The sequence below is a fragment of the Streptomyces sp. SM1 genome, from assembly GCF_002910825.1.
GTDB classification, from domain to species: Bacteria; Actinomycetota; Actinomycetes; order Streptomycetales; family Streptomycetaceae; genus Streptomyces; species Streptomyces okerensis.
This window is the reverse complement of the sequence record NZ_NEUB01000484.1, coordinates 1-772: the sequence shown is the minus strand read 5'-3', so window position 1 is coordinate 772 and position 772 is coordinate 1. Positions and strand designations below refer to the sequence as shown.

The following is a 772-nucleotide window of genomic DNA, read 5'->3' as shown; positions in this document are numbered from 1 at the left end:
TGCGCCGTCCTGCTGGCCGTCGCGATGACCGCGGGGAGCGTCGCGGTGGGCGGGGACCGGGACGCCGGACGGGACGCGGCCGCGGCGGGCGGGACGGTCGCGGCCGGTGTGCTCGCCGGGGGAGATCTCGGGGCCGGGATCCGGTCCCTCCAGGCACACCTGCGGACGCAGCCCAGGGACTTCGGCGGCTGGGCCACCCTGGGCACCGCCTACGTCGAGCAGGCACGCACCCAGGGGAACCCCTCGCGCTACCCGCAGGCAGAGCGTGCGCTCGAGCGTTCCCTCACCCTCGAACCGGACAACGAGCCCGCCCTCGCCGGACAGGCCGCCCTCGCCGCCGCGCGGCACGACTTCACCGGCGCCCTGGAGTACGCCGGCCGGGCCCTGGAGCAGAACCCCTACAGCGAGCGCGCCCTGTGCTCCCGTATCGACGCCCTGGTCGAGCTCGGCCGGTACGGGGAGGCCGCCGGGGCAGCGTCCACCGCCGACCGCAGGCGGCCGGGCGTGCCCGTCTTCACCCGGTACGCCTACGTACGGGAGCTGCGGGGCGACGTGCGCACGGCGCGGGAGGTGCTGCGACGGGCCCTGGACGGCGCGGCCTCACCGGCCGACGTGGCGTACGTCGCGACCGCGCTGGGACAGCTCGCCTGGAACCAGGGCGAGTACGGGACGGCTCTCACGCACTACGCGCGGGCACTCGCCGCCGACGACGGCTACCTCCCCGCCCTGGAGGGCCGGGCGCGCGCACAGGCCGCGAGCGGCGACCACGCGG

Annotated in this window: 1 pseudogene; it reads left to right on the top strand. The window is 77.3% G+C overall.

Annotation, left to right across the window (positions count from 1 at the left end):
- Positions 1–772 (top strand): annotated as a pseudogene (locus B9S61_RS11995) (tetratricopeptide repeat protein); the annotation flags it as partial.